This window comes from Eubacterium sp. BIOML-A2 (assembly GCF_009680135.1).
Taxonomy (GTDB): domain Bacteria; phylum Bacillota; class Clostridia; order Lachnospirales; family Lachnospiraceae; genus Faecalicatena; species Faecalicatena contortus_B.
The window spans coordinates 26,362-51,372 of the sequence record NZ_WKZK01000031.1 but is presented as its reverse complement, the minus strand read 5'-3'; the positions used below and the strand labels follow the sequence as shown (position 1 = coordinate 51,372).

The window sequence follows — 25,011 nt, the reverse complement described above, 5'->3', positions numbered from 1 at the left end:
ACAATTCGACTTACCACCTGTTGAATCGACTTACCTATCTCCTGAAACAAAAGACTTACCTATCTCCTGACTGGTCAGCAACCTTGTGCCATCTAGTCCCCCGCCGCCATCCCCGTACCACAACGTCCCCCGTAATCCCGGCCGGATGCGCCCAGCCTGCCGCCAGAGCGGAGTGCCCCCCCTCCCGGGGACGCATCTGGTGATTTCTAGTGCATCAAAGTGCGTATTAGAAAACGTTGCGTCAAAACAGGAGCCCCACAGAGATAGAATTTGCTTACCAAAGCAAATTCTAAGACGACCTGAGCTGCGTAGTCATAAAGATTACGCAGTGAATGCCGTCGGTTCTCTGTGAGGCTCCTGTTTTGATGTTACGTTTTCTTTGCAAACGGCCTGCACCAGAAATCACCAGATGCGCCCCTCGGGGGTTGGCACTCCGCTCTGGCGGCAGGTGCCCCTCCAACTTTATTTTGCCTGAATATATTTTTTCGCTGTCAGTGCCTCTGCGCACAATACCGCTCCGCCTGCCGCGCCGCGTACTGTATTATGTGACAGTCCCACGAATTTGTAATCAAACAGGGTGTCTTCTCTCAGCCGTCCGATGGACACGCCCATACCATTTTCATAGTCTACGTCCATTTTAACCTGCGGACGGTTATCATCCTTCAGATACTGGATAAACTGCTTTGGAGCACTCGGCAGTTTTGCCTCCTGAGGGAAGCCTTGATAGCTTACCAGTTTATCGATCAGCTGCTCTTTGGTTGGTTTTTTCTCGAAGTTTATAAATACTGCAGCCGTATGTCCGTTCAGAACCGGAACACGGATACACTGGCATGTGATCTTAGGCAGCTCTGCTTTTACAATCTCGCCATTTTCTACTTTTCCAAGCACTCTGAGAGGTTCCTGCTCACTCTTTTCTTCCTCACCGCCGATATAGGGGATAATATTTTCTACCATTTCCGGCCAGTCTTTGAAGGTCTTTCCTGCTCCGGAAATTGCCTGGTATGTGGTTGCCACAACTTCTTTCGGCCCAAATTCTTTCCATGCTGCAAGACATGGGGCATAGCTCTGAATCGAACAGTTTGGCTTAACGGCAATGAATCCTCTGGTTGTTCCCAGACGCTTTTTCTGATCTGCAATTACTTCAAAATGGTCTGCATTGATTTCCGGTACTACCATCGGAACGTCCGGTGTCCAGCGGTGTGCACTGTTGTTTGATACAACCGGAGTCTCTGTCTTTGCATATTCTTCTTCAATTGCTTTGATTTCTTCTTTTGTCATATCCACCGCGCTGAATACAAAATCCACAGTAGAAGCTACTTTTTCAACTTCATTCACATTCAACACAACAAGTTTCTTTACGGCTTCCGGCATTGGCGTATCCATTTTCCATCTGTCTCCCACTGCCTCCTCATATGTCTTACCTGCAGAACGCGGGCTTGCCGCTACAGTTACTACTTCAAACCAAGGATGGTTCTCAAGCAGAGAGATAAATCTCTGTCCGACCATTCCTGTTGCGCCTAAAATTCCTACTCTTAATTTCTGTTCCATTTTTCTCTCCTTCTCTTTTCCTTTGGTTTAGACAATATTTATTCCACAGCCTGCTGCGTATCCCGCCCGACCAGGCATACATTACCGGATGTCCTTTGGGATATTATTTTCTTATATGCTCAAATACGCCTCTTGCAAAGCGATAACTTTTTCCATGGCTGCTTTTCCAGGAGCGCCGATCGTGTTTCGCATTTCCACACAGGTTTTCATACTGATTGCATCATAGATGTCTTCTTCAAATACCGGGGATATTGCCTGGAATTCTTCCAGGGACATATCGTCCAGCGCAATATTTTTTTCTATACAATAAAGAACCAGCTGTCCTACGATCCCATGCGCATCCCGAAATGGCACGCCATGATTTACCAGATAATCCGCTGCATCCGTTGCATTCGTAAATCCGTGTTTGGCACTGTTCTCCATACGCGTTTCATTAAAACGCATGGTACGGATCATTCCGGTAAACAGCGCCAGGCACCCCTTGGTCGTATCAATGGCGTCGAACACCAGCTCTTTATCTTCCTGCATATCCTTATTATATGCAAGAGGGATTCCCTTCATCGTTGTGAGAAGTGACATCAGTGCGCCATATACGCGTCCTGTCTTCCCGCGGACAAGTTCCGCGATATCCGGATTTTTCTTCTGCGGCATAATGCTGCTTCCTGTACTGTAGGCATCGTCAATCTCTACGAACTGGTATTCATTGGAATTCCAGATGATCACCTCCTCAGAAAAACGGCTCAGATGCATCATCACAGTTGACATGGCAGACAGAAGTTCGATCAGATAATCCCTGTCTGACACGGAATCCATACTGTTCAGCGTCGGCCCTTCAAAATCCAGAAGCCCGGCCGTGTACTCCCTGTCCAGGGGATAAGTCGTCCCTGCCAGCGCCCCGGAACCAAGCGGACAGAAGTTCATGCGCCTATAGATATCTTTCATACGTGAGCGGTCTCTCTTGAACATCTCGAAATATGCGCCCAGATGGTGTGCCAGCGTGATCGGCTGTGCCTTCTGCAGATGTGTGAACCCAGGCATATAAGTCTCCGTATTTTCCTTCATTAGATTCAAAAGAACTTCAAGAAGCTCCTTGAGCAGCTTATCCAGCTCCAGAATCTCATCTCTGGTATAAAGCTTCATATCCAGAGCCACCTGGTCATTGCGGCTCCTTCCTGTATGTAGTTTCTTCCCGGGTTCCCCAATACGTTCAATCAGATTGGCCTCCACAAAACTGTGGATATCCTCATACTCGTCCGTGATTTCCAAAACGCCGTTTTCCACATCGGCCCGAATTCCTTCCAGCCCATCTATAATCTGCTCTCTTTCTTCCGCTGTCAGAATTCCCTGTTTTGCAAGCATCGTCACATGCGCGATACTCCCGCGGATATCCTGTTCATAGAACTTTTTATCAAAAGAAATTGATGCATTAAAATTGTACACTAATTGATCCGTTTCCTTTGTGAAACGACCACCCCATAACTGCGCCATTTCCTGATCCTCTTTTCTCTATTTTAGATTTTCTCATTAGTTTATCATAGTAACGTGCTGGTGTCTACAATAAATTTCAAAGGGGTCTGACCCCTTTGCGTTCCGTTTTCAGAATATTCTCATTATTCTTTTCTTCTGCTCTCCATCGAAAACTGGCATCCGCAGTAATCCTGGCGGTAAAGCCCGTGTGTTTTCGAGAGTTCTATCGACCTTTTATAGCCGTTTTTCTTTTTAAAGTCGGACTGCAGGTATTTTATTCCATATCTGGATGCTATATCTTTTCCTATTGTATTCAGCTTTTCCGCATTTTTCATCGGACTGATACTCAGCGTGGTTGTAAAGTAATCGAAACCGCCTTTTGCCGCCATCTGCGCGGTCTCATTCAGACGCAGTTCGTAACACTTGAAGCAGCGCTCACCGCCTTCTTTTACATGTTCCAAGCCCGCGGCCATGCTATAGAACTTATCTTTGTCATAATTCCCGGCTAGAAAAGAAACCGGATGTTTAAAGTTCATATCCGAGATTAATGTCTGCTGCTCCAGCAGCCGTTTTGTGTATTCACTTTCCGGGAAAATATTGGGATTATAATAGAAAACTGTAATTTCAAAATATTCCGATAAATATTCCAGCACATAACTGCTGCAAGGAGCGCAGCAACTGTGCAGCAGAAGCCTTGGCACCCGCCCTTCTTTCTGCAGAGAAGAAATCAGGCGGTCCAGTTCTTTCTGATAATTTACATAGCGATAGTTCATATTTAATTGAGACCTTTCTATCGATTCATAATAATATGAAGGTATTATATCACACCTCCCTGACATCCCGCAACTTATGAGTATATATTCCACGTGCCAAAAGTTATATACTTATTGTTCGTACTCTCGATGGAGATAATTATTGAAATACCCTCAGTCAATTACCGGGGCCTTTTACGCTCAATCAAGCGAATTCATACGCCGCTGCGGCTTCGAAGCCACTCCCATTGGACGCCCCTCTTTTACCGACTGGATGCACCAGCCGAAAAACCGGGCAGCCTGTCTCATGCCGGTAGCATATATGCCATTTTATTAATCCTAGAGTTAACGTTAGGGACCCTTAAGGAAAAAACATAGAAAATGGTGGGCAGAATTTGCAGTCTCACTGCAAATTCTGAAGCGGCCTAAGACCCGAAATTATCATATTTCGGGTTGCATGCCGCTGGACCACCATTTTCTATGTTTTTTCCTTTAGGGTCTCTTACGTTAACGGAGCGGATTAATAAAATGGCATATATGCTCTCGGCATGAGACAGGCTGCCCGTTTTTTCGGCGCCCTCCCCCCATTCTACTAAATCCTGCTCCCACTGCGCATCCAAATCACTTTAGTATTCCATCCAGTGCCAGATTGACCTGGAGTACATTTACAACCTTTTCTCCAAAAATACCAAGGAATCTGCCGGTCGTATACCTTTCTATGATATCCTGTACCTCTTCCTCCGTCATATCCCGCTCCTTTGCAAGCCGTGGAACCTGATATTCTGCTGCGTCCACACTGATGTGCGGATCCAGGCCGCTGCCGGAACAGGTTACCAGGTCTACAGGTATCTGCTCATCCTCTGCATCTGGATTTCCTGCCTTGATTTTCTCTACTCGTTCCTGAATCTGTGCTTCGAATTCCTCACCGGCGGGAGTCTTATTAGAAGGCCCTGCATATACCGTCGCCATCCCATCTTTATTTGTGAAGGTCTCGGTATTGATATTCATAATCCTTCCCCACATATACTCATCACCTGTGAACTGCTGTCCCAGCAGCTCGCTTCCGTACTGCACGCCATCTACTTCAATTATACTTCCATTTGCCTTATCTTTGAAAAACAACTGTGATATGCCAGTCATCAGCCAGGGATAGATTACCCCGCATAAAACGCTGAATATGACAAGCGCCAGAAACGCTTTCCCAACTACTGACTTTAAAGTCTTCATCTATCGACACCTCTTTCTTATTTACTTCCTGCACATTGGCTGATGTTTAGAATCCTAAAGCTACAATCAGCATATCTATTAATTTGATGCAGATAAACGGTGCAATGATTCCGCCCAATCCATAAACCAGCAGATTTCTTGACAATAGTTTGCCTGCGGAAACTTCCCTGTACTTTACTCCCTTTAATGCCAGGGGTATCAGTGCAATGATAATCAGGGCATTGTAGATGATTGCTGAAAATATTGCGCTCTCTGCACTATGCAGATTCATAATATTCAAAGCACCCAATCCGGGATACAGGCCCATAAACAGTGCTGGGATGATTGCAAAATATTTTGCCAGGTCATTGGCGATACTGAATGTAGTCAGGCTACCCCTCGTCATCAGCAGCTGCTTTCCGATCTTGACAATCTCGATCAGTTTCGTCGGCGAAGAGTCCAGATCCACCATATTTCCCGCTTCCTTTGCGGCCTGTGTTCCCGTATTCATCGCCACCGCCACATCGGCCTGCGCCAGCGCTGGTGCGTCGTTTGTTCCGTCCCCGGTCATTGCCACGAGATGGCCTTTTGCCTGCAGCGTACGGATCATATCCAGCTTTCCCTCCGGTGTTGCCTCCGCAAGGAAGTCATCCACGCCCGCCTCTGCCGCGATTGCCGCTGCTGTCATCGGGTTATCTCCGGTAATCATAACCGTCTTAATCCCCATCTTGCGCAGATCGGCGAATTTTTCTTTCACGCCTGATTTAATAATATCTTTTAGATAAATCACGCCCAAAACCTGATGATCTTTGGCTACGACCAGCGGCGTGCCGCCTTTTTCAGCAATCCTGCGTACGACTTCTTCGCATTGGGCGCTAAAGCTCTGCCCATATGATTCCACATATTCACGCACAGCCTCTGCTGCGCCTTTCCTGATTTCACTCTCTGCAGTATTCACTCCGCTCATCCGTGTCTTAGCGGTAAATGGAATGAATTCCATATGAAGCTCTTCCAGACTTCTCTCACGGAAGTTGAATTTTTCCTTTGCCAGTATGACTATGCTTCTGCCCTCCGGCGTCTCATCCGGAAGAGAGGAAAGCTGTGCCGCGTCAGCTACTTCCTGTTCCGTGTGTCCGTCTACGGGGATGAACTCGCTTGCCTGCCTGTTTCCAAGCGTGATAGTTCCTGTTTTATCCAAAAGTAGTGTATCAACGTCTCCTGCCGCCTCGATTGCCCTTCCGCTCATGGCCAGTACATTAGCCTGATTCAGTCTGCTCATTCCGGCAATGCCGATTGCAGAGAGCAGCGCGCCGATCGTAGTCGGTGCCAGGCATACAAGCAGTGCAAGCAGTGATGTCACGGAAGTCGGATTCTCGATTCCTGCCTGGCCCGCTGAAAATTGGGAGTATGCATACAGGGACACTGTTACTAATATAAAGATTACCGTCAGCGCTATCAGAAAGATTTCCAGTGCGATCTCATTCGGGGTCTTCTTTCTGGATGCCCCTTCCACCATGGCGATCATCTTATCCAGGAAGCTTTCTCCTGCTTCACTGGTCACTCTTACAACGATCCAGTCCGATATAACCGTTGTTCCGCCGGTGACTGCGCTTCTGTCGCCTCCTGCCTCACGGATTACAGGAGCAGATTCTCCTGTAATCGAGCTTTCATCGACAGATGCGGCGCCTTCTACAACTTCTCCGTCTGCGGGAATCTGTTCCCCGGTATGAACGATCACCAGATCCCCTTTCTTCAAATATGCTGATTTGACATGTTCGATTTGATCCTTCTGGTCAGCAGCAGGAATTTTATTCGCCATCACATCTTTTTTAGACGCCCTCAGGGAATCTGCCTGCGCTTTTCCTCTGCCTTCCGCAATCGCCTCCGCAAAATTTGCAAAGAGTACGGTAAACCATAATATAACTGCGATTCCTAAGATAAATCCAGCTCCTGCATCCTGGATGCCGAACAATGCAAGAACAAAAAGGATTGTTGTCAGTATCGCTGATACATAAACCAGGAACATAACCGGATTCTTTACTTCTGTTTTAGGTGACAGTTTGATGAATGCGTCTTTTACCGCCCGCATCAGCATCTTTTTATTCACCATTGTGTCTTTCATCTTTTCTGCCATTTTCGTTATGCCTCCCAACTTATCCTAACATCTGAAAATATTCTGCAATCGGTCCGAGCGACAGCGCCGGGAAGAAACTCAATGCCCCAACCAGCAGGACTACAAAAATCAGCAGTCCGATAAACATTGCATTGCTGGTGGACAGTGTTCCTGCCGTAACAGCCACTTTCTTCTTCCTGACAAGACTTCCGGCAATCGCCAGAACCGCCATCATCGGGACAAATCTGACAACGGCCATAACCAGCCCGAGCGATATATTGATAAAGAGCGTATCCGCGCCAAATCCGGCAAAAGCGGAGCCGTTATTTCCACCAGCTGATGAGTATGCGTACAAAATCTCAGATAGTCCGTGTGCTCCCGGGTTATTCAGACTGTCAAGCGTAGATGGGAGCACCGCTGCGATACCGCTACCAATCAGGATCGCAACCGGTGTTGCAAGGCAGACAACGCATGCCATCTTCATTTCATACGGTTCGATCTTCTTACCCAGATATTCCGGCGTCCGCCCGACCATCAGGCCGGCGATGAAGACCGTCATGATCGCAAATCCGAGCATTCCATATAACCCGCATCCTGTCCCTCCAAATACGACTTCACCAAGCATCATCAGGAGCATCGGTATGGCCCCTCCCAGCGGAGTGTAGGAATCGTGCATGGAATTGACGGAGCCGTTAGACGCCGCGGTTGTAAAGACCGCCCATGTGGAAGATGTTGCTATCCCGAATCTGGATTCTTTGCCTTCCATATTACCGCCGGATTGTCCGTCCGTATGCTCTATATTGACTGCACCATCCGCTGCAAGCTGGGGAGTCGCATTCTGTTCTGAAATTGCAACACCTGACAATGCAAGAACCAGCATAATCATCATTGCAGAGAAAATTGCAATGCCCTGCTTTTTATCCTTAACATTTCTTCCGAACGTGAAGCACAGCGCCACAGGTATTAATAGAAGAGACAGCATCTCAACCATATTGGAAAATGGCGTCGAATTCTCCAGTGGATACGCTGAGTTCACGCCGAAGAAACCGCCTCCGTTTGTGCCCAGCTGCTTAATAGCGATCTGACTTGCCGCCGGCCCCATAGGGATTGTTGCCTCTGTTATCTCCTCCCCCTCTTCCGTTGTGACCGGCTCCACCAGCTGCGTTGTCTCATAGCTGTTCATATTTTGCACAACACCCTGAGACACAAGCAGAACAGTTACTACGATTGACAATGGAACAAGAACATACAGGACCACTCTCGTAAGATCGGCCCAAAAGCTTCCAAGCCCCTCCGACTTTACTTTTATAAATCCACGGATTAAGGCAAACAGTACACAGATTCCGACTGCCGCAGACACGAAGTTCTGTACGGTCAAACCCACCATCTGTGAGAAGTAAGAGAGTCCTGTCTCGCCGCTGTAAGCCTGCCAGTTTGTGTTGGTCACAAAACTGACCGCTGTGTTAAACGCCAGATCCGGACTCATCCCGCTAATTCCTTCCGGATTCCATGGCAGATGTCCCTGCAGCATAAGAATCAGGAATAACGCAATAAAGCTGAAAATACTGAAAAGCCCTACGCTGGCCGCATATTTTTTCCAGCCCATCTGTTCCTCTTTATTCACTCTGAGGGCTTTATAGACCAGCCCCTCTACCGGTGACAGTATCTTGCTAAGCCATACTTTTTCACCATTCATAATTTTTCCTATGTAGCCCCCAAGCGGTATTGCAAGCGCTACTAGGATGACAACATAAAGCACATACTGCAAAATTGTATTTCCCATTTATTTTTCCTCCTTACAGGTCTCTAATTTACGCCAGTCTATATAAAATTGGGATAATAAAAATACATTCTGGTATTAAAATGACATTAAAACAGCAATCCGCAAATCTATTCCTTTCTCATAAATAAGGGGTCAGGACCAGGGATTTTCCAGTTCTGCATCATACTCCAGGTTCCTCAGAAAAAAATAGTTTTTTTTCCCCTTAACTTCGCTTGTCATCCTGATACAGTCATTCATGTCAAATGCCGGTTCTACCCTGCCCTCCTTTTCAAAAGAGGCGAACCGTTCCATATTAAAGTTTGCAGGAACATAGGATGCATCCAAGGCCTGTGCCGCCCGGAAGTGTTTCATGGCTTCCGCATGCCTGCCCTGTTTTTCCATGACAATTCCTCGTAAATTATGCGGCACCGCACTGTCCGGATATAACTCCATATACTTCGGAATCAGACGGTCACACTCTTCCCACTTATGTTCGGACACATAATTCCTGATGACTCTGCAGAGATTCTTCAGATCATCCTCCATATCAAATAAATTTCCACTCCCATATTCGTTAGATTCTTTCTTCATTATAAAAGCCTCCCTGCTTCGGATGCGTACTGCTTTACCGCCGCACCCATATCTTCTCTTTACTACTAAAAAATAGCATGCTTTGTATTAAATAGGTGTGAAAGAACATACGGCGGGTATTAAAAAAGTATAAAAACCATAAGGAGGAGGTCAAGGGGGTCTGACCCCCTTGACCTCCGTTTTCAGAATATTCTCAAAAAAGCGGGAAGCCGTGGGTATTCTTTTCCCACGGCTTCCCGCTTTTATCGCATCTGCAAATTTTCTAATCCATGCTTTATGTTTCAACCTCCTGTATATATTTTGAAAATATTCTATTCAAGATACAGGCCGAAATATATGCTGTTCCTGAGACAGCAATGATAATTAGTACCGGTAAAAGATACAGATCGATGGCCACTGCCAGATACGGTATGAGTATTACAATCATCATCAGGATTGTACGGATAATATGCCTGAAGCATAAAAATATGGATATTTTCAATATTTGTATAATTGTTGTATCAAATTTAGCCAATACCGGCGCCAGATAGATACCTATCATTACATATAGAATAGACATAACTGTAAATACCGTCAGGAAAAAAGCCTGTGCAAAAAGCTTCCCTGTGGCCGCCGCATACAGGTTGAAGTAAAGTATTCCCCCAACTCCTGCATAAGCCAGCCAAATCAATGTCCCCTGCCTGAAATTTTTCCGAAAGGCCTGTACAAAGGAACGGCATATATAGGACTCTTTATTCCTGCACATTTTCAGGGTAACCGTATAGAGAGCTGCCGTAGATGCACCAACCGTAATTATGGGGAGGCTGAAAAGAATCCACAGTATATTCAGTAAAAACAGGTTGCTGATTTTATAAAGAACCGGCATAAAACCGTTTTCCGGGCTGAACACTCTCTGAATCATACATAGCCTCCTTTCTCTGTGAGCACTAATACGGCGGCCTTATGAATCAGGCCATACCAGCGGAATGGAATAGCCTCATTTTGCCTTCCGCAATTTCTTCACACTTTGTTTTTACATATTTCATATAGTTTCTTGGATCAACCTCTGCTGTTTCATTCACAGCAACAGCATCTCTGATTGCATTTGTATACGCCGCCTTAAATTCGGTCCCCACATTGATCTTACTCATGCCCAGGCTGACGCATGTCTGAAAATCTGTTTCCGACACCCCTGTCCCCCCATGAAGAACCAGCGGGCAGGATGTTAACTCAGCGATTTTCCTAAGGCGTTCAAAATCCAGTTTCGGCGTACTCTTATAAAATCCATGTGCAGTGCCGATTGCCACTGCAAGTGCATCTACTCCTGTTTTTTCTACAAATTCGGGTACTCTCTCCGGGTCAGTCAGCGCACTCGAAGCATCATCAACAACGATCTCTTCTTCCCGGCCGCCAATTCTTCCAAGCTCCGCTTCAACCGAACATCCGAATTTCTTCGCATATACTGCGACTTCTCTCGTGATTTCTATATTCTCTTTAAAGTCTTTTTTGGATGCGTCTATCATAACCGAGGTAAAACCGGCGACTACCGCTTCTTTGAGAAACACCGCATCTGTTGCATGATCCAAATGGAGACACACCGGAATGTCTACGGATTCCGCCATCCCCTTAATCATCCCGACTGTCTGTTTCAGTCCGATATATCTGGCAGCTCCCATAGAGGCCATGAGAATTATGGGGGAGCGCATCCGAAGCGCACTGTTCATCATCCCCTGAGCATCCTCATAACCATTAAAATTAAATGCCGGAACTGCATATTTCTTTTCCCTTGTTTCTTTTAAGATTTCTTTTAACGTGACTAATGACATTATACCACACTTTCTCCTTTCTTCCCTATCGTTATGTATTTTTCCAGTCTATTTACTTCTTCTTTCGTTATCATTGCCGGACCAATTTTATATGTATTTGCAAGACCACATGCACCGGCGTATTTCAGGCATTCTTCTAATGACGCATCCTGTGCATATTTTGCCAGATAACCTGCTAAAAAAGAGTCCCCCGAACCTACGGAATAGTTTCCGCCCTGTACTTTTTCGGCTTTTCCAAATAGGCATTCCCCGTTTTTACCACAGGCTATACTTCCATTTTCACCATCCGTGACAATCAGTTCTTCGATTCCCCTCTCGAATTTAAAGCGCTTTAATTTTTTGGTAAAAAGAAAAGCATCCAACTGAAACGCTTCTTGGAATTCCTCTCTATTCACTTTCATCAGACTTAATGGGTAGTCCCCTGCTGCTTTCAGCCAGTTTCCTGAAACATCCACAGCGAAACGATGCCCTTTATAAACCCCATATTCCAGGATCTCCCGAAAATCTTGTTCCGATATTCCCCTGCATGGCGCACCGCTTATGACAAAAGACTGCTTTTCCTCTGAGTCCATTATGCCCTTTAATAATATCTTAAGGCCCGAGACCTCTTCCCTGGATAGTACGGGACCCGGATCATTATAAGAGAGTGTCTTTTTGTCATACTCCAGCATGACACAGGTATTAATCCGGGATTCGCCGGCAATACGGTACTCCAGGCAGTTCAGATGCTCCTTCCTGCCCAGATCCCGGATTATTTCCCCTGTCTTTCCGCCTAAAATATTCATGCAAACATATTCTTTACATGCCAGATTCTTTAATGCCCTGGCAACATTCAGCCCTTTTCCCGATATGATATGCAGCACCTCGTCTGCCCGGAACACATTCTGTACAGCAGGCCTGCTTCGCACAATATGCCACTGGTCATAGCCGGGATTCAGGCTTAAAATAAAGTACCTTCCGCCTTTCATTTAATCCCCCTTTGTTGTTTTGCGCACCACTAAGGACGGACGTATCAGATGCTGGACCGGCTGTTTTGGCTGGAAGTCTTTATTCATCTTCTGCATCAGCAGATTTACGGTATTGGCTGCCATGCTGTCCAAATCCTGATGTACTGTCGTCAGTGGTTTGTCGGCAATCAGATGATAGAAGACATCATCATATCCCGCCAGAGAAATATCTTCCGGTATACGATATCCGCATTCCTGGATCGCCTTTTTGATTCCATATGCCATATAATCATTCAGTGCCAGTATCCCATCCGGTGTCCGGCCACTCTGGAGAAGCTGCTTCGTTTTTGCATAACCGTATTCCACACTGATATCATCACAGCCCACAATCCAGTCCTGTTCCACGTCCAGCCCCATCTCCGCAAATGCCCTCCTGTAACCGCTGATACGTTCCTGGGCGACCGGCAGCTTTTTATCACTGGTGACAAAATACCATAGCTCGCGATGCCCATTTTCTAATAAGTAACGTGTCAGCTGGTAGCTGCCCTCCGCATAGTCTGTCAAAACACAATCTTTTTTAAAGCCTGTATAATAGGAAGTACAGAACACGATCGGAATCTTATTCTCCTTCACATCCGTAAAAACTCTGCTTTCATTTTTCCTGATATTTAGCGGAAGCACGATAATTCCATCGTACTGTTTATCCACAAAATTCTCCATAATACGAGTTTCCATATCCGGATTATTATTGGACACACCAAGCACAAGTGAGTACCCATATTGATTGCAGTAATGCCCCAGCAGCTTCATGAGTTTCCCGTAATAGGGGTTCTCGGAATCCGGGCAGACTAACCCTATTGTCATAGATTTTCTGAGAGCTAACCCTCTCGCCAGGGGATTCGGCTTATAGTTCATCTCCTCTATGCACTTCAGTACCCGCTCCCGTGTACGGCTGTTCACGACACTCTTATTATTCAATACCAGTGAAACAGTTGCCTCCGATACACCTGCTTTTTTTGCAATATCCTTTAGTGTTATGTTCCCCATTATCTCTTCCTTTTCCTACTTGTGCCCCATTTTCGGCAAATTTTCTATATTGATATCAGGTCCAAAATATTTATATAAGACAAGGTCATGTTTGCCTGTGTTTTTAATTATATAACCTTCCTTTGCCCTTTGGCAAGTAATTAAGAGCTCATCCATACAGGAATACAGGTCAAATTGCCCTGCCGCCACCTCCTGGCCGCCGACTGTCCCCTGCCCCTTCCAGACAAAGATATTGTGTACGCCTCCCTCACGGCTGAAAAATTCTTCACCCGGCTTTAGAATCAGCCTTTTCCCGCTGAATTTAGGAGTCCCATAATAGATCCAGTCTTCCGAGATATCCCCCTGTCTGGTCTCCTCTACAGGTTTCGGATAAATATGCCTCTTCTCATAAAAATCAGGATCGCTGCTTGCCTCCCAGTCAATCAGATCTAAGGCCGCTTCCTCCCCTCTATTCTCAACCTCTTCCTGTGCCACGTCCTTATACAGCATGCTTTTGGGAATGCTGCAGCCCTCCACAACGGGCTGAAATACGGTACAGACATCGGAAGACTCCTGGATCTCCATTGTCAATGCGCTCCCCGGCGCATGAAGTATTCCCGAATCCAGGAAAAATCCTTCTCCCGGTACATTTAAAAAGGCCCGGGAATGTTTCAAGACCTCTTCCTCTCCAGCTTTCCATTCTTTCAGGATCGGAAGGAATATCTCTTTCTGGAGGTTTTGCTCCACAATATACTGATGTACTCCGAAAAAACTCTCCGGATGGTTTCCAAGCGGCGCATCCAGAAAATGATATGCTTCATCCTTGGAATTTTTCCCTATCTTTTTCATGTCCTCTGCCCTAGGATGGATATGGAAAAACAGCCTGGTGCCAAAATCATATATTTTGATCAGCCGTCCCAGGCAGCCGTGCTTTTCTGCATATTCCGCCCCCAGAATCTCTGTCCTGCATAATTGCAGTGCATCACGCACCGTAATATTTTCACCCGGGATCTCCAGATAAGAATAGCCCTCATCCGGTATATCAATTCTGTTATCCGCATGCGTTTCCGAGCAGAACCATCTTTCCATTATGCTGCCGCGTTCACCTGCATCATAGTCTTCCTCCTTCAGCCCCAGCCTTTTTCCCGGCTTCAGAAAATCATGTGCCACCCAGGCCGGACGCAGCCTTAATATCCCCTGCATATTTTGAATATAATCTGATATAACCGCCTTTGTATCTTTCATCTTTCTCGTCTCCTATGCTGTTATTTTGTATTCTTATCCCTTAATTCCTGTAGATGTGATCGCCTCTACGAACTTCTTCTGCATTCCGATAAAAATGGCAAGCGCAGGGATGGAGGTTAGAATGGAGATTGCCATCAGAAGACCATACTGCCTCGAGGCCGATGACTCGCTGTAACTTGTCATAATCGTTGCCAGGCCGACCGGAAGTGTCATGGATTTATCCGTAAATGTCACCAGCAGCGGCCAGAAAAAGTTATTCCACGATGATACAAAAGTCAAAATGACCATAACCGATATGGCCGGCCCAGACAACGGAAGACATATCTTCGTCAGTATGGTAAAATGGCCTCCTCCGTCTAACTGGCATACCTCGCTGTATTCTTTGGGGATGCCGCGGAAAAACTGATAAAGTAAAAACACACCGATGGCATCGCATATCTGTGGAATCACTACTGCCGAGTAGGTATCCAGAAGCCCCAATTTAGCTACGATTTTATAAGACATAATGGAAGATAATTCTTTGGGAATCATAATCGTCGCAACCATCAGCATGACAAGAACACCCGAATACTTAAACTCTATTCTTGCCAATGCATATGCCGGCAGTATATAGAAAACGCAGGATAATACAATAACCAATGCAACGACAATCACACTGTTTTTCATCCACACGCCCAATGGATAGGCCTGCACGGCCTCTGCGTAATTTTCAAGAGTCGGCTGAATCGGAAGCCAATTGTATAGACCATTGAAGATCTCTGCCGTCGATTTGAATGATGTTGATACAATCCAAATCAGAGGAAAAATAAATAATAAAACAACCAGAATCAGTATGATATACAATATGCCTTTTGTAATCAGGCTGTTTTTCTTTTTACTTTTCATGTTTCCCCCTCCTTCTCTGGCTCCGCTTGATTCTCCATTCATCGCGGTCAAGAAATACCCCGTAAATCACAACTGACATCAGCAGAATGATGATAAATAAAACCACTCCTATTGTTGCTGCATAGCCCAGTTTAAACTCCCTGAATGCTTTGATATACAGATACTGCACAAAGGTAAGGGTGCTATAGTTAGGGCCTCCCGATGTCATAACATAGACCTGTCCGAATACCTGCATGGAATATATTACTGTTGTCAGCACTACGAAAAATGTTGTGTTTTTTACATATGGGATTATAATACGCACCAATCTTTGAAACCGGTTGGCTCCGTCTATGGAAGCCGCTTCGATCAGATCCCGCGGAACATCCTGCAGAGCCGCAAGATAAATCACCGTATTATAGCCGATTGTCCACCATATAGAAGCCACTGCGATACCGAGCATCGCTGTGGAGGTCTTTGTCAGCCAGAAGACCGGCTCAATACCCAAAAACGACAGATAGTGGTTTAGAATTCCATTGTTTCCGTCCAATATGTATCTGAATGTAATACCGACCAGGGTTGTCATTAAGATATAGGGGACAAATATGACGGCCCTTGAGAAGGTTGTTCCTTTCAGCTTCTGGTTTAAAAGCAGTGCCAGGAGAAAACCAAATATGATATTCACTGGGCCTACATATAATAAGTATGTAAATGTATTTTTCAGAACCTTATAAAACAAAGGGTCCTAAAAAAGCATCTTATAATTTTTTAGACCTATGAAAGTTCCTGCCGTCTGCACCTCTATTTCTCTAAAACTGTAGTAAAAATTGGCAAATATGGGGAGAATTTTAAATATAAACAGCAGCACAAAATATGGTGCGAGAAATAGGAGCAGTATCCCGGCTTTTTTCATTTTTTTCTTTTTATTTACCACGCTCATCCCTCCGTTATTATCCGGCGGCAGTGTATGGTGAGGTTTGCAGCACTGCCGCCTAATACGGCATTTCTCAGACAGCAGGCGCCCTATTCATTGAGACCTGCCCGTTACCGTACGATGTTCTCCCGCCTTTAATTCCCCAGTATTTTATCAACACTCTCTGCAGCTTCATCCAGAGCCGAAACGGAATCCTTTTCCTTGCTGATCACACTGTATACTGCATTTGCAACCGGTGACAGCTCGTTATCCGCACCAAATTCACTGGTTTCCGGACATAACGGCTCATATTTCACATATTCTGCCTGATCAATAAATGCCTGTGCATATTGGTACATCTCGAGCGCCTTATATTCCTCCGATTCACGTACCTTCTGGTTTGCAGGAATCTGTCCGCTCTGTGCAGCCCAGTTAAATGAATTTTCTACGATCCAACCGATAAACGCCTGTGTTGCCTCGGTCTCTTCCTCACTTCTTTTATCATATCTGGGAACCGTAATCGTATGAGAACTTCCCCATACAGAATTTTCTCCCAAAACCTGTGGGAATGGTACGGTGGTAAAATTAAGATCAGATGCCATAGCGGAAGGTGTAAACCACGGTCCTTCAATCACCATTGCCGTAGTTCCGCCCAGCCAGTCCGCATCGATATCTGCTTCAGCTTCGGGAGCATAACCTTTTGCCACCCAGTCTGCCAGAAAATCCAGCGCTTTGGCACCAGCATCACTGTTAAATTCTGCTTTTGTCATATCTCCATTCAGGAAACTACCCCCAGCCTGTCCCAGAAGTCCGTACCAATATCTGTAGGTATGCGCGTAATTACTGCCAAGTCCGACCGCATACTGGTCATCCGTTTTTAATTTCTCACAGAGTGCGTTGAATTCATCCACGGATGTTACTTTCGCATCTTCTGCAGTAAGGCCAGCCGCCTCAAAAGAATCCAGATTAATAAACATTGACATGCAATGGAAGTCCAGCGGAATCCCATACTGCTTCCCATCCACCTGGTTTCCCTTCCATATGACATCCGAATAATCCTCTTGATTCACATCCATCGTTCCAATCAAATCATCCAGGGGTACGATCATCTCCTTGCCCGCATATGTAGACAGATCTGTGGGATGCATCAGCATGACATCCGGTCCGCTTTCGGTATTGCTGGCGGCAGATAATTTTGTAAAAATCTCTCCCCAGGTAACTGAATAAAAGTCTACTTCGATCTTATCTTGTTCACTGTTAAACTGCTTTACCATATCAGCCATTGCCTGCTGGTCATCCCCTGTTAAGCCTGCCCAAAAGGTCAATTTTACTTTTTCTCCATCAGAAGACTTTGTATCCTCCGAAGATTTTCCACATCCGGCTGCCAGTGCTCCAATCATCATGATGGTTAATAAAATGGAAACTAATTTTTTCATACTTTTCCTCCTTTTTCACTTAAACTTCCTCATCATACAGAAATGTCCGGACAATTTTGTCCGTTCTGTATTCCTCTCCGGTATGGCATATAATCTGATACTCCGGCTGCCACAAAATTGTGTGCTCCTGCTGTTTGCAGTAATCGTCCCACTGCCTGACCTTCTGCTCATCGCGCTTTGCCTGGCGGTTGACAATCCTTGCGTAGAGCACTTTTTCCGGCACCTGCAGAACAAGGGACAATACCTTGAACTCTATGTCATATTTACTTTTCATTCCGTCAAAAAAGCTCGGCTGCCTCATTTCCTTCGATAACGGTGCGGACGCCGCTATGCTTATGCCCGCCCTTAAATTTTCCGCTATCACATTCCAAAAGGTTTCATAACAGCATTCGCGCCAGATAGAACAAAATTCATCGTATGCCCTTCCCTGATAAAATCTGTCATAAACCTCTGTCATAAACGGCTGGATCACTCCATCGTAATCAACGTATGGAATCTTATATTTGTCAGACAGCCATCTGCCGCATGTTGTCTTTCCGCTCCCTGGCAGACCAGATATCAAAATTAATCGTCCGCTATCCTGCTTCATATCTTTTTCTCATCTCCGCTAAGTACTCTGCGTACTGCAATTGGGGCGCAACCTTCGATTCCGCAAGAAGCGTTTTTTTCATGTTCCTTAACAAGTTTTCCCTTCCGCTGGCGCATAATCCGGAGATCGCTGCACCCAGCCCACTGATTTCTGATGTTTTTAAAATTGTAATTTCTCTGTCCAGTGCTGCAGCTTTGAACTGCATAAATAACTGGTTATCCGTAATGCCGCCGCCTGTGAAGTATGGCATCTCCTTTTGGGAACCGTTACAGTACCGGCTTAAATCCGCATACATTCTCTCCGTCCCGATTGCCATATAGACATAACCGCTTAAGAGCAGTTCCGAAAGGGAAGTATTTTCCTTTACATCCAGTAAGTTGATGTAGCGCGCATGCTCTGCATATCTGCCATAATCTTTCGGACATGCTATCCTGCAGAGCCTGTCCACATCCGGCAGGTTAAAAAGCCTTTGATTGGCATCATCATAGAATGCCTGGTCAGCACTTTTTCCGGCTAACCCTGCCAGACATTTCAACACTCTCCCATAATAGTCCAGGGATCTGTTCACCACATATTCCTCCGGTTCAAATCCTGTGACCAGACAGCCGCCCTTTGGATTGAATGTAGCTGTGCCCCGCAGTTTTTTTTCGCCGTCTGCTTTTACCATTGCCAGTACAGAAGAAGAGCCCATTGAATCGTAAAACAAATCTGAACTTCCATATAGCTTTCTCACTGCGTACAGTCCGACATAATGGTCATGACCGCCCAGTCCATATACGATCCCGTCTTTACTCCCACAGTACCCGCCTAAGCTTCCCACAGGTTTTGGAAGCTTAATATGCAGCCTCTCTGCAGTCTCTAAATCCCATGTCTTTTTATGGATATCATAAAGATAGCTGCGCCCTGCCTGGGATGTATCCCATCTTGCAGTACCCGTTCTGCTATAAGTCAAATAACTGCTGATCGGAAGCCACATATCCGGTATCCCGGACAGCACGTTCTCCATCATCCATATCATCTTATACACGGCAAATGTCGATGATTTATGTACCCCTGTATTAGCAAACCCCGATTTCTTACAAAGGATCTCATCCTTCCATTTTGGAATGTCATCTGTCTGTTCATGCCAGACCAACGGCATACTTAAGACTTTTCCTGATTTCATAGGGATCACCGATTCTCCCACACTCGAAAATCCAACACTCTTTAATTCCGAGATTTTACCGGCTTCTTCAATCCAATGTTCAACACAGGCATCTATTTTCTCAATATCAAAATAAGAACGGCCATCCTTTAAAACCTGAGGGGTCTCCTGTTTCCATATTGAGAGGATGTCTCCATTTTCCCCTAAAAGAATGGCTTTACTATTCGTTGTTCCGACATCAATTCCCAAAAATCCATCCATATTTTTATCACCTCCTTTCGTTTTTAAAGCGCTTTAAATTTAATTTGAATATACTATACTTAAATATATTTGTCAATTATTTTCAGGATTCGCATCAAGTTTCGTCAATTTTTAACAATTTTAGCTTATAATTTTCTGGTATTATTACCAATATTCAATTTTTAAATCGGTTTAAATAGATAATTTATTTGTATTTCCAAGAATCCCCTACTTGTTAACATCCACTTGCAAAGGGCAGAAAAGAATGTTCGGGTTCTGACTCATGATTTTGTATTTTTTACACCCGTATATTCTTTTTTCTTATTTTATTGTTTCTTTTTATTTTCCAATGAAAAACATTTCCTGCCGCATTTCTTTCTACATAGCAAATAAAGTTTATAGAATTACGGAATAGCTTTTCCTGTTTTCTGTCAGCTACCATAGATATACCCATAAGAACGGAAATTAGAGGGCAGCTTCTGATTCTATCTGCGAGTTCTTTCACCCATCTTAAGTTTTCTCATAAACTAACTATATACTTGTCGAATGGAGTGTCTGCATGGAACCAATACTTGAATTAAAAAACATAAATTATGCTTATCACACATTAGAAGGAGAAACCAAAGCACTGACAGATATTTCCTTTTCCATCGCCTCCGGAGAGTTTGTGGCTATTGTCGGTCCGTCCGGATGCGGCAAATCTACGCTGCTCTCGATTATATCCGGCCTGCTGGAGCCGGAAAAGGGGCTGCTGAAAACTAACGGAAAATATTTAAGAGAAAGTACCATGAATATCGGATACATGCTCCAGCATGACCATCTTTTCGAGTGGCGGACCGTCTACAGCAATGTGCTGCTTGGTCTGGAAATCCAGCATATGCTTTCTGCAAAATCGAAAGCGAAGGCAAAAGAGCTTCTCGAATTGTACGGCCTCAAACAGTTCATCAATTCCAAACCCTCTGAATTGTCGGGAGGGATGCGTCAGCGCGCTGCTCTGATCCGCACCCTTGTCCTGGAGCCGGATATTCTTTTATTGGATGAACCATTTTCTGCCCTGGATTACCAGACCCGTCTTTCCGTAGGCGATGATATCGGACAGATTATAAGAAATGCACACAAGACCGCATTGCTGGTAACTCACGACCTCTCGGAAGCCGTAAGCCTTGCAGACCGCGTCATAATCCTGACGGAACGGCCTGCCACGATTGCCAAGATAGTCCCGATCACATTTACCCTTGAAAAGGATACTCCCCTTCTGCGAAGGAACGCTCCCGAGTTCAAAAATTATTTCAATATTATATGGGAGGAGTTGAATAAAAATGAATGAGATTTCTGTTGGACAGCAAAGTTATCTGGACAGCCGGAAACGCCACAAAAGGATTGTACGGGTCTCCCGGATTGCAATCCTTTTGAGTTTTCTGTTCCTGTGGGAATTCACTGCAAATGTGGGAATCATTGACTCCTTCATCTTCAGCAGCCCGTCTAAAATAGCCCTCTGCTTCTGGGGAATGGTTCTGGATAAGACGATCTTTCTCCATATCTGGACCACTTTGTATGAAACGATCGTCAGTTTCCTGCTTGTCACCCTGATCAGCGTTATGCTGGCGGTTGCCCTTTGGTGCAGTAAAAAGCTGTCGGAAATACTGGACCCCTATCTGGTTGTCCTGAACAGCCTTCCGAAGTCCGCGCTGGCGCCGCTTCTAATCGTCTGGCTGGGCGCCACTAAGACTACAATCATTGTAGCCGGCATGTCCGTCGCAATCTTTGGCAGCATCCTGAATCTTTACACCAGCTTCACGACGGTGGACGAGGAAAAGATAAAATTAATCTATACACTGAGGGGAAATAAATGGCACGCCTTGACAAAAGTCGTTCTGCCCAGCTCCATACCGGCTATTATCAGCAACATGAAGGTCAATATCGGACTCTGCCTGGTCGGTGTCATCATCGGGGAATTCCTGGCGGCGCGCAATGGACTTGGATATCTGATTATATACTCTTCACAGGTATTCAAAATGGATTGGCTGCTTATGTCAATCGTCCTGCTCTGTATCATGGCAATGGGGCTTTACGCACTGATCAACCTGCTTGAAAAAGTTTATCAGAAAAGAATTTGACAAAGGGGTCTGACCCTTTTGCAGAGGGGTCTGACCCCTTTGCTCACATCTTCTCTCTATATGTTCGTTCTGAACATTTGAAAAGCAGCTGCGGTTTATTCCCACAGCTGCCCTACATATTTTCAATCTCTCCTTATATCCGAATCTGTCTCCTAATATCTGCTGTCATGCCTCCAAAAATTCCAGCAGTTCTGCCTGACTCATGCCGCCAAGCCCACCCGTCTGCGCATTCACGATCTGATCCGCCAGATCCATTTTGGCCTCCTGCAGTTTCTGAATCTTTTCCTCTATTGTGTGTTTAACAATCAATTTATACACCGTCACCTTCTTGGTCTGTCCAATACGGTGTGCACGGTCTGTCGCCTGATTCTGCACCGCCAGGTTCCACCAGGGATCATAATGGATAACTACATCCGCCCCGGTCAGGTTCAGGCATTGTGGTGAACTGCGAAAACAGCAGAAGCTTATGCCCGCCGTCAATGGCGCTTTGGATCAGTTCCAGACACGATTCCAGCTTGGCCGATTCATTCCGGTAATCTTCAAAACAAAGTCCCGGATCGCAGCATATCTGCCGCAGCTTCATTAACTCCGCCAGAATCTGAATCTTATTCTTATGAAACTGAGCGTCATCCTGTTCCGCTAATTGTGTCTGCATATGCACCACCTGTGCATCGTAAATCTTTTGCTGCGGCTTCTCCATCTTAACATATCGGATTTCTTCCAGTTTATCCGGAAGATCCTTTAATACATCGCTTTTCAGCCTGCGCAGGATAAACGCACCCGTCATTTTCTGAAGGCGCTTCATTGCATCCTCGTCTCCATTTTTCACGATCGGGGTTTCTATCTCTCTCTTGAATATTTTGTAACTATATAAAAATCCCGGCATCAGATAATCAAAAATACTCCACAGCTCACTTAACCGGTTTTCGATGGGAGTTCCGGTCATTGCATACCGGAACTGGCTTTTGATCACTTTTACCGCCTTGGATGCCGCCGTGGTATGGTTCTTGATGTACTGAGCCTCATCGATAATCTCATACAGAAACTCCTTATCCTCATAAGAAACGATATCTCTTTTCAGCAGGTCATACGAAGTAACCAGCACATCATAGGACGTATATTCATCCAGCTTCTGCCGGCGCTCCTCCTGGCTTCCTGTAATCAGCAGCACCTTCAGCAGTTTATCCAGATAAAGAGTACGGTAAACCGGGAGATGCATTTTCCCCTTCACAAAGTCTTTTGGGGAAAGATGCATAGAATCCATCAGCTCACCCAGCAGTTCCAGCGTATTATCCTCCAGCTTCAGAAAATCCCCGCTCTTCAGACGGTAAAATTTTTTGCGGGAACGGTAGCTTTTCAGAACATCCAGCAGTTCTTCCCGTGGGATATCTTCTGTCGTAATATCCAGATTCAAAAGTCCGCTGGAAAGCGATACCCCCACCGACACCTTTACCTTTCTGAGCACATTCATATTGCGGAATCTCTGGGTACACTGGACTTCTCCATACTCCAATAGTGTCTCCACCCCATGCTCCAGCACGGAATACATCAGGTCCTCATCATGCCCGCAATGCAGTTCATCTTCTTCCACATCAATTTCCGGAAACAGGCGCCTTGTGATAAGCAGTATTTCAGCCTCCTTGTTTTCCATTCTGAAGCGTTCCAGCGGCCTGTCCTGATTTTCGTCTAACAGGTCAAATACCGACACTTCGCGTTCTCCATATTTTGCATGCAGCCGGCAGCTGCTATTGTGATCTCTGGCATCCAGATAGAACATAAACTGTACCTCGGGCGCAGGTATTCGTGAATCTCTTCTGTATCTGCTTCCGTAACATCGACCACATCCCGGAGCCTCGGCAGCACCATATAATAAAACTCTGACAAATTGTTCCTTCCCACTTTGAAAGACAGCAACCCATTCCTTGACTGATCCGCCAGAAGCCTGATGCGTTCCATATATTCCTGTCCGGTTCTGCATAAACAATCCTTTTCCACAAAATAGGATGCTTCCACCCCTTTAAAAAACACCGGCATTTCACAGGTTATTTGCACGCCGTGGAACTCTTTTTGTGTTTCCAACGTATTTTTTCTAATTTCCATGCGGATTCTTGGAGTCGCTTCTTTGCAGCAGATCATCCGTTTTTCCTTTTTCGCTGCGCTTCGGTCTTCATACTCAACCTTTTCTGATCCCAGCAGCTGATAGAACTCATCCAGCTTCCATCCGGACAGATCTAAAACATTGTGCCTATTCGTCTGCTTGCCATAATACCAGCCGGATTCACAAAGACGCCTTTCCATTTCCAGTTCTTCCTCTACAATCCTATGGATATAACCGGCCCATTCCTGTCCCCGTGCCGTAAAGTTGCTCAGTTTATGATTCATCCTGGTATTTGTTCCGTAAATGGCAGTCTCCGAATTCTGCACCTGTTCATTGAATTTTCCTTTCCCATTCCTGCATTGCCAAGTTTTCTCCTTAAACTTATCAAATTGTACCTTTTCAAATCTTCTGTAATATGATCCCGCCGGTTAAGAAATCATGTCTGCTCTTTTTTGCACCTGTCTCCACTGTTCCGCCGTTAAAAACCCGGGACGCCTCATAGCCTTCAGCTTACTCATATCAATTTTAAGCTCCGCCTGCGCCTCTGAAGCCGCCTCGTACAAAGTTTTCTCATCCGCTGTTGTCTGGGACATCACATGCGGATTACTAGAAAATGCATGGTCGTGTGCCGGGATTTCATATTTCCCAACCTTATGAAGATAAAGAGCATTTTCCCGCCTGATCCATGCTTTCGCACTGGCTCCTAAAGTTGTAAGTTCCGGCGTATGGATCTGGCTCTTTGACGAAATATTTGCCGGATGTCGGACATTTCTTCCCGACAGAGATATTTCGGTAATAAAAAGCGTCAATGGGTTATGAAATAAATTAACCTCTTCCCATGTTTTTCCATCGCCATCCTGCCTGCTCCAGTACGAATCCTCCAGACTTAATCCTCTGCAGGCTTTGCATACTGCATAGCGATTAGTCTGGGACAGCCGTAAACTGTTCAAGATCTCTTTTGCATAACTTCTCCCAATAGATAATGTTCGGTTAGAGGCCCATTCGATAAAATCCGCCAGTGTTATGTTCTGCTTTCTAAGCGCAAACGGAAGGCGCTCAAAATCCAACACATTACATATTCCATTGTCATACACTTCCAATAAAACTTTGTCTCAATAAAAGCTGCATCTGTAACCTCCTGACAGTGC

23 protein-coding genes are annotated in these 25,011 nt (G+C 45.4%); 2 read left to right on the top strand and 21 right to left on the bottom strand.

Annotated features, from left to right (window positions below):
• Positions 1-462: 462 nt before the first annotated feature.
• From asd to GKG43_RS12355, 17 genes are all read right to left on the bottom strand, one after another.
• Positions 463-1,548: an aspartate-semialdehyde dehydrogenase gene (gene asd / locus GKG43_RS12435; protein WP_025657047.1), complete on the bottom strand. Its 1,086-nt coding sequence runs from the start codon at positions 1,546-1,548 to the stop codon at positions 463-465.
• A gap of 111 nt (positions 1,549-1,659) precedes the next feature.
• The gene (argH, locus tag GKG43_RS12430; protein WP_117440785.1) at positions 1,660-3,036 is read right to left on the bottom strand and encodes an argininosuccinate lyase; all 1,377 of its coding nucleotides are present in this window, start codon (positions 3,034-3,036) and stop codon (positions 1,660-1,662) included.
• Between the two features lie 122 nt (positions 3,037-3,158).
• Positions 3,159-3,788, bottom strand: coding sequence for an epoxyqueuosine reductase QueH (locus GKG43_RS12425; RefSeq protein ID WP_025657045.1), 630 nt, complete (start codon positions 3,786-3,788; stop codon positions 3,159-3,161).
• A 600-nt stretch (positions 3,789-4,388) separates the two neighbouring features.
• Positions 4,389-4,994 (bottom strand): potassium-transporting ATPase subunit KdpC, encoded by a 606-nt coding sequence (gene kdpC, locus GKG43_RS12420; RefSeq protein ID WP_025657043.1) that lies wholly within the window; start codon positions 4,992-4,994, stop codon positions 4,389-4,391.
• A 46-nt stretch (positions 4,995-5,040) separates the two neighbouring features.
• Positions 5,041-7,107, bottom strand: a complete 2,067-nt coding sequence (gene kdpB, locus GKG43_RS12415; protein WP_025657042.1) for a potassium-transporting ATPase subunit KdpB — start codon at positions 7,105-7,107, stop codon at positions 5,041-5,043.
• Positions 7,108-7,126: 19 nt separating this feature from the next.
• Positions 7,127-8,869, bottom strand: a complete 1,743-nt coding sequence (kdpA, locus tag GKG43_RS12410) for a potassium-transporting ATPase subunit KdpA (protein ID WP_025657041.1) — start codon at positions 8,867-8,869, stop codon at positions 7,127-7,129.
• A gap of 132 nt (positions 8,870-9,001) precedes the next feature.
• Entirely contained in the window at positions 9,002-9,439 is a 438-nt protein-coding gene (locus tag GKG43_RS12405) for a hypothetical protein (RefSeq protein ID WP_117440787.1), read from the bottom strand.
• A gap of 274 nt (positions 9,440-9,713) precedes the next feature.
• Positions 9,714-10,340 carry a DUF624 domain-containing protein gene (locus tag GKG43_RS12400; RefSeq protein WP_025657039.1) on the bottom strand — a complete coding sequence of 209 codons (627 nt, stop codon included), beginning with the start codon at positions 10,338-10,340 and terminating at the stop codon, positions 9,714-9,716.
• 46 nt (positions 10,341-10,386) lie between these two features.
• The gene (locus tag GKG43_RS12395; RefSeq protein ID WP_025657038.1) at positions 10,387-11,244 is read right to left on the bottom strand and encodes a class II fructose-bisphosphate aldolase; all 858 of its coding nucleotides are present in this window, start codon (positions 11,242-11,244) and stop codon (positions 10,387-10,389) included.
• Complete coding sequence (locus GKG43_RS12390) at positions 11,244-12,212, bottom strand: PfkB family carbohydrate kinase (protein WP_025657037.1); 969 nt, start codon at positions 12,210-12,212, stop codon at positions 11,244-11,246. Before GKG43_RS12390 ends, GKG43_RS12395 begins: the two co-directional genes overlap by 1 nt.
• On the bottom strand, positions 12,213-13,238 hold the full coding sequence (locus GKG43_RS12385) for a LacI family DNA-binding transcriptional regulator (protein WP_025657036.1): 1,026 nt from the start codon (positions 13,236-13,238) through the stop codon (positions 12,213-12,215). It lies immediately after the preceding gene.
• Positions 13,239-13,253: 15 nt separating this feature from the next.
• Positions 13,254-14,462 (bottom strand): hypothetical protein, encoded by a 1,209-nt coding sequence (locus tag GKG43_RS12380; RefSeq protein WP_025657035.1) that lies wholly within the window; start codon positions 14,460-14,462, stop codon positions 13,254-13,256.
• A 33-nt stretch (positions 14,463-14,495) separates the two neighbouring features.
• Positions 14,496-15,347 (bottom strand): carbohydrate ABC transporter permease, encoded by an 852-nt coding sequence (locus GKG43_RS12375; RefSeq protein WP_025657034.1) that lies wholly within the window; start codon positions 15,345-15,347, stop codon positions 14,496-14,498.
• Positions 15,337-16,011 (bottom strand): sugar ABC transporter permease, encoded by a 675-nt coding sequence (locus GKG43_RS12370; RefSeq protein ID WP_173020106.1) that lies wholly within the window; start codon positions 16,009-16,011, stop codon positions 15,337-15,339. The genes GKG43_RS12375 and GKG43_RS12370 overlap by 11 nt, the downstream gene beginning before the upstream one ends.
• A gap of 383 nt (positions 16,012-16,394) precedes the next feature.
• On the bottom strand, positions 16,395-17,675 hold the full coding sequence (locus GKG43_RS12365; protein ID WP_129879159.1) for an ABC transporter substrate-binding protein: 1,281 nt from the start codon (positions 17,673-17,675) through the stop codon (positions 16,395-16,397).
• Positions 17,676-17,694: 19 nt separating this feature from the next.
• Entirely contained in the window at positions 17,695-18,264 is a 570-nt protein-coding gene (locus tag GKG43_RS12360; protein ID WP_025657031.1) for an AAA family ATPase, read from the bottom strand.
• Positions 18,251-19,669, bottom strand: a complete 1,419-nt coding sequence (locus GKG43_RS12355; protein WP_025657030.1) for an FGGY family carbohydrate kinase — start codon at positions 19,667-19,669, stop codon at positions 18,251-18,253. Before GKG43_RS12355 ends, GKG43_RS12360 begins: the two co-directional genes overlap by 14 nt.
• Before the next feature lie 538 nt (positions 19,670-20,207).
• Between GKG43_RS12355 and GKG43_RS12350 the strand changes: the two genes are divergently transcribed.
• Together GKG43_RS12350 and GKG43_RS12345 are read left to right on the top strand one after the other, a co-directional pair.
• Positions 20,208-20,975, top strand: coding sequence for an ABC transporter ATP-binding protein (locus tag GKG43_RS12350; RefSeq protein ID WP_025657029.1), 768 nt, complete (start codon positions 20,208-20,210; stop codon positions 20,973-20,975).
• Complete coding sequence (locus tag GKG43_RS12345; protein ID WP_025657028.1) at positions 20,968-21,765, top strand: ABC transporter permease; 798 nt, start codon at positions 20,968-20,970, stop codon at positions 21,763-21,765. The genes GKG43_RS12350 and GKG43_RS12345 overlap by 8 nt, the downstream gene beginning before the upstream one ends.
• 165 nt (positions 21,766-21,930) lie before the next feature.
• Here GKG43_RS12345 and GKG43_RS12340 read toward each other — a convergent pair whose 3' ends face one another.
• From GKG43_RS12340 to GKG43_RS12325, 4 genes are all read right to left on the bottom strand, one after another.
• Entirely contained in the window at positions 21,931-22,140 is a 210-nt protein-coding gene (locus GKG43_RS12340; protein ID WP_055150373.1) for a DEAD/DEAH box helicase, read from the bottom strand.
• 19 nt (positions 22,141-22,159) lie between these two features.
• A complete protein-coding gene (locus GKG43_RS23710) occupies positions 22,160-23,542 on the bottom strand; it encodes an SNF2 helicase associated domain-containing protein (RefSeq protein WP_129879158.1) in 1,383 nt (460 codons plus the stop codon).
• The gene (locus GKG43_RS23705) at positions 23,452-24,147 is read right to left on the bottom strand and encodes an SNF2 helicase associated domain-containing protein (RefSeq protein ID WP_129879157.1); all 696 of its coding nucleotides are present in this window, start codon (positions 24,145-24,147) and stop codon (positions 23,452-23,454) included. The genes GKG43_RS23710 and GKG43_RS23705 overlap by 91 nt, the downstream gene beginning before the upstream one ends.
• 144 nt (positions 24,148-24,291) lie before the next feature.
• Complete coding sequence (locus tag GKG43_RS12325) at positions 24,292-24,933, bottom strand: hypothetical protein (RefSeq protein WP_242857497.1); 642 nt, start codon at positions 24,931-24,933, stop codon at positions 24,292-24,294.
• Positions 24,934-25,011: the final 78 nt, after the last annotated feature.